General features: G+C 67.5%; 7 protein-coding genes and 1 pseudogene. All 8 read left to right on the forward strand.

All coding sequences use genetic code 11. The annotated features are described in order from the left end of the window. Positions 1–226, forward strand: a 226-nt coding sequence (locus CYU59_RS01275) for a hypothetical protein (RefSeq protein ID WP_292974990.1), incomplete at its 5' end; no start/stop codon positions are given. Further along, entirely contained in the window at positions 223–444 is a 222-nt protein-coding gene (locus tag CYU59_RS01280; protein ID WP_292974992.1) for a hypothetical protein, read from the forward strand. The genes CYU59_RS01275 and CYU59_RS01280, both read left to right, overlap by 4 nt. Positions 445–611: 167 nt before the next feature. After that, a complete protein-coding gene (locus CYU59_RS01285; protein ID WP_292974994.1) occupies positions 612–1,055 on the forward strand; it encodes a hypothetical protein in 444 nt (147 codons plus the stop codon). After that, positions 1,052–1,693: a hypothetical protein gene (locus CYU59_RS01290; RefSeq protein ID WP_292974996.1), complete on the forward strand. Its 642-nt coding sequence runs from the start codon at positions 1,052–1,054 to the stop codon at positions 1,691–1,693. Before CYU59_RS01285 ends, CYU59_RS01290 begins: the two co-directional genes overlap by 4 nt. A gap of 151 nt (positions 1,694–1,844) precedes the next feature. After that, positions 1,845–2,723: a phage Gp37/Gp68 family protein gene (locus CYU59_RS01295; protein WP_292974998.1), complete on the forward strand. Its 879-nt coding sequence runs from the start codon at positions 1,845–1,847 to the stop codon at positions 2,721–2,723. Continuing rightward, entirely contained in the window at positions 2,716–3,615 is a 900-nt protein-coding gene (locus CYU59_RS01300) for a hypothetical protein (protein WP_292975000.1), read from the forward strand. Before CYU59_RS01295 ends, CYU59_RS01300 begins: the two co-directional genes overlap by 8 nt. After that, a complete protein-coding gene (locus CYU59_RS01305; protein WP_292975002.1) occupies positions 3,612–3,992 on the forward strand; it encodes a hypothetical protein in 381 nt (126 codons plus the stop codon). Before CYU59_RS01300 ends, CYU59_RS01305 begins: the two co-directional genes overlap by 4 nt. Continuing rightward, a pseudogene (locus CYU59_RS01310) lies at positions 3,985–4,221 on the forward strand (hypothetical protein); the annotation flags it as partial. The gene CYU59_RS01305 and the pseudogene CYU59_RS01310, both read left to right, overlap by 8 nt.

The raw sequence follows: 4,221 nt of genomic DNA on the forward strand, positions 1-4,221 counted from the left end.
GCTGGGCGCAACGGGTCACTGCGTGGCGGATCGCCACGATCGCTGCGCTTACCGCGCAGGTGGCCCGTTGCAGTCCGGCATCCGGCTGCCCGAGGGCTACGTCACCGCGCCGAGCGGCGTTGTCGCCGTGGTGATTCAGCCGTCTCACCGCTACGTGTGCCCGTGCACCTGCCACCGCGTGGACACTGACAGAGGTCAGCTCGAGCTATTCGGGGCTGCATCGTGAGTGCCGCGGTGCTGTTCCCCGACTGCGTGATCCCGGGCTGCTCGAACCTGGTTCCCGCGGTCGGCGAACCGTGCGGTGACTGCCTACGCGCGTTCGGACCGATGCTCCGCCACACGCCCGGCGCCGGCCGCCTGACCGAACCCGAGATCGCCGAACGCGACCGCTACGTCCGCAGCGCGTACGCCGCGCAGCTCGCATCGATGCGGAGGAAAGCATGAAATTGATTGGCTGCGACCGCTGCTCGGCGTCACTCCCAGCTGACAAACCGCATACGGAACTCGTTGTGTATGACCTCGAAAGCGACGAAGGCGACCACAGAGCAGACTTTGACCTCTGCTTCACATGCCGGAGCGACCTCGCCACGTTCCTCACCGGCACCCTAGGTGTGCCCGAGCGGGTCGGCCCGCAGACCATCCCTGGCCGCGAGACCGGACCGCAACCGACCCCGGCGCCGCAGCCCGACGCCCAGGATCTCGACGAGCCGTCGACAGCACCGCGCGCCCAGGACGCCATGAGGCACACGTGCGAGATCTGCGGCCGCGAAGGTACCCGCCGATTCGTCGAGACCGAAACAGGTTGGCGCTGCGCACCATCGGCCACGAAATGCCCCGGCAACAAACAACCGGACTCTGCACCTGAGCCTGTCGTCGCGCCGGTGGCCGGCGTGCACGACGAACGACCGCTGGCGCTGGCCGCCGGGATCACCGCGAAATGTCAGGACTGTACCCGCACCTGGACGCTGACCGGCCGCGTTCTGCGCAGCGCCGTCGAGATGCACGAGCAGAAGCACTCGCACTTCGTCGACGTGGCGGACGGAGCCACCGCGTGACTGCTGAGCACGTCCGGCCGCCGATCCCTGCAACGTGCGAACAACGCCCGACCATTGGTGGCGTCGTCATCCCCTGGGTGAATGTGCAACTCGCCGACGGCGGCGTCGACTTCCGCTCCCAGCATGAGAGCCGCGCGCAGACCTGCTGGACACAAGGGATCTGCCAGATGTGCGCCACACCTATCGGTCACCCGATCGTGTTACTGGGCGGACCTGAGCAAGTCGCCAAACTCCAATTCGACGAGCCGCCACTGCATCCCGAGTGCGCCGTCTACGCAACTCTGGCCTGCCCGATGGTCGCCGGACGCCTCGAACGGTTCGCCGACCGCGAATTGGTCAGCGCAGGCCAACGCGGCGCCGCGTGCACCGTCCCAGGTTGCGACTGCGGAGGCTGGGTACCGACACCGGGCCTTGAACCTGCGACCGGCGGTCGGCCTGCTCACCCCTGGTATGCCGTCTACGTCTCCGGCTACTCCCTCGGCGTCACCGCCAATCACACGGACCGCGTGCACGCGGGCGTCGTCGAACGCGCCCAGGTACTTGCCGTCCGTCACGTCTCAACACCCGGCCTCGGACGCATCTGGAAACGCACACCACTTGACGAGGTGGCATGCCCAACTCAGGGAGGGATCGAATGAAGGTAGGCAACGCCGTTCACCGCCGCTGCCCCCTCTGCGGCCGGCTGATCGCACCCATCAACGGACTGCTCCCACGCCACCGCCGCCCAGCGGAACAGGGCGGCAATAAGAGTGTGCCTCTCACCGGCGCCGACGCCCCCTGGTGCACACCATGAGCGACAAGACCGGCATCGAATGGACCGACGCCACCTGGAACCCCGTCACGGGTTGCGACAAGGTCAGCCCGGGTTGCGATCACTGCTACGCCGAGACCATCGCCCACCGATTCGACGGAACCAAGGCCTACCCCAACGGATTCCGGGTAACGCTGCGTCCCGAGCGGGTCAACCAACCGATCCGCTGGCGCCGGCCGCGCCGAATCTTCGTCAACAGCATGAGCGACCTGTTCCACGACCAAGTCCCGACTCCGTGGCTCGCCGAATTCTTCGCAGTCATGGCCGCCACACCGCGGCACACCTACCAGATACTGACCAAGCGGCACGGTCGCATGCGAATCCTGCTGAACGAACCCGGCTTCGCGGCGATGGTCATCGACCGGGCACGCGGCAAATCTGACGGCGCGCACACCGAGTGGCCGCTGCCTAACGTGTGGCTCGGTGTCAGCACCGAAAACCAGCGTTGGGCCGACATCCGCATCCCCGCGCTGCTGGACACCCCGGCCGCTGTCCGATTCATCAGCGCCGAACCACTACTCGGACCAATCGATCTTCAGCTTGCCGTAGACCCAGAACGCGGTAACGGGTTTTGGAGCAGCGTTAGTCGACTGCACTGGGTGATCGCTGGCGGCGAATCCGGCCCCGGCGCACGACCCATGCACCCCGACTGGGCGCGATCGCTACGCGACCAATGCGAGACCGCTGGCGTGCCGTTCCTGTTCAAGCAGTGGGGCGAATTTACGCCCGAGACAGTCGCTCTCCCACTCAGCGGCGAACCAGGCATCGGCATGCGCCGCGTCGGCAAGAAAGCCGCCGGCCGCGAGCTCGACGGCCGCACATGGGACCAATACCCCCAGGAGGCCTCCGTTGGCTGAGAAGCGACCGCCCGGGTTCAACGTCGACCTGGACTTCTACGACTCCCCCGAAGTCATGTCGATCCCGCGCAAGATCCGCGCCGCCGCGATCGGTGTCTGGACCCTGGCCGGGTCGTACTCAGCAAAGAAACTCACCGACGGATACGTGCCCGCCGACAAGCTCCGCGAGCTCGGCTGCACCCCCACGGTCCGAGCCGCGCTGATGGCCACCCGACCCGAGCCGTTGTGGGTGGATGGCGATCACGTAGGCGACATCCGGTTCACACGTTGGACGAAGTGGCAGCGTACGTCCGGCGAGGTTAAGGCTTACCGAGAGGCTGAAGCGGAACGTAAACGTAAGGCACGTGAAGCGGCCAAAGGTTGGCCTAGCAGCGGTGATTCAGAATTGTCCGGCCGGACAAATGGCGGACGTGCGGCGGATGTCCGGACGGACGTCGGGGACCCACGCGGACGCGCGCCCGCCCGTCAGACTGAGACTAAGACTAAGACTAAGAACTCTGGTTACGTTCACGAGTCAGCTACGGACTCGACCGGGCGCGGCGCCGTCGCTGCCACACCCGCAGCAGACCTCGTTCGCAAAATCGTTCCCAGCGAAATCAATTCCGCAACGCAAACCGAGCTACGCATCCGCACCGGCGCGCTGCTCAACGACGGCACACCACCCGACGTCGTCGAGGAAGCGTTGCGCGACTGGGTCGGCCGCACCGGCGTCGGCCCCGGCGTCCTGGCATCGATGGCCGCCGACGTCGTCAAACGCCGCGACGGCCACGCCCGCGCCGCACCCAACGGACCACCCAGCAAGCTCCGCGGTCTCGCCGAGCTCGCCGCCGAAGAACGTGTCCGGGAACAAGCCCAACTCGAAACCATCTCAGCCCGAAAGGAACTCGGATGACAAGCCCAGCCGATGCCCTCGAAGTCATGACCCTCGTCGCCGCCTGCCACCACCGCACCGCGCCCCGCATGGACGACCGCGACGCCGCCCGCGCCACCGCCGCCGTCTGGGCGGAGCTGTTCAGCACCTACCGCCTCGAACTGCCGGACCTGCTGGCCGGGGTCAAGAAACGCGCGCTCAGCCACCCGGACGCTCCGGAGCCGGCCGACATCATCGCCTTCGCCCGCGAGATCCGCCGCGACCGCACTGAACGCGAAAGCGACGCCGAACGCCAGGCCCGCGAGGCCCGAATCGACGCCGGCCTCGAAGGCCGCGGTCGCCCGATCGCCGCCGCCGTGCAGACCCTCGCCGAGCGCAAGGCGATCGAAAATGCCTGAACTCGACCCCGGGTACGCCCAGCGCCAGGCCGACCGCATCCGCGCCTACGACGAAGCGATGGCCGAAGCCCGCGCCACCAGCACCCGGCACCTCGAGCGCGCCGCAATCGACGCCTGCACGCTGTGCGACTCCGACGGCTACCGGGGCCTCGCGGTGTGCGACCACATCGACCGCAGCGACATCGCCCGCCGCGGTATCGACGCATGCCGAGCCGCCCTCTCGAAACTG

The organism is Mycobacterium sp. (genome assembly GCF_002863225.1).
Classification (GTDB): Bacteria; Actinomycetota; Actinomycetes; order Mycobacteriales; family Mycobacteriaceae; genus Mycobacterium.

What these genes read in the sequence shown, in the direction of transcription:
- CYU59_RS01305 (WP_292975002.1), top strand. Translation starts at nt 3,612, where the DNA reads ATGACAAGCCCAGCCGATGCCCTCGAAGTCATGACCCTCGTCGCCGCC.
- CYU59_RS01295 (WP_292974998.1), top strand. Translation starts at nt 1,845, where the DNA reads ATGAGCGACAAGACCGGCATCGAATGGACCGACGCCACCTGGAACCCC.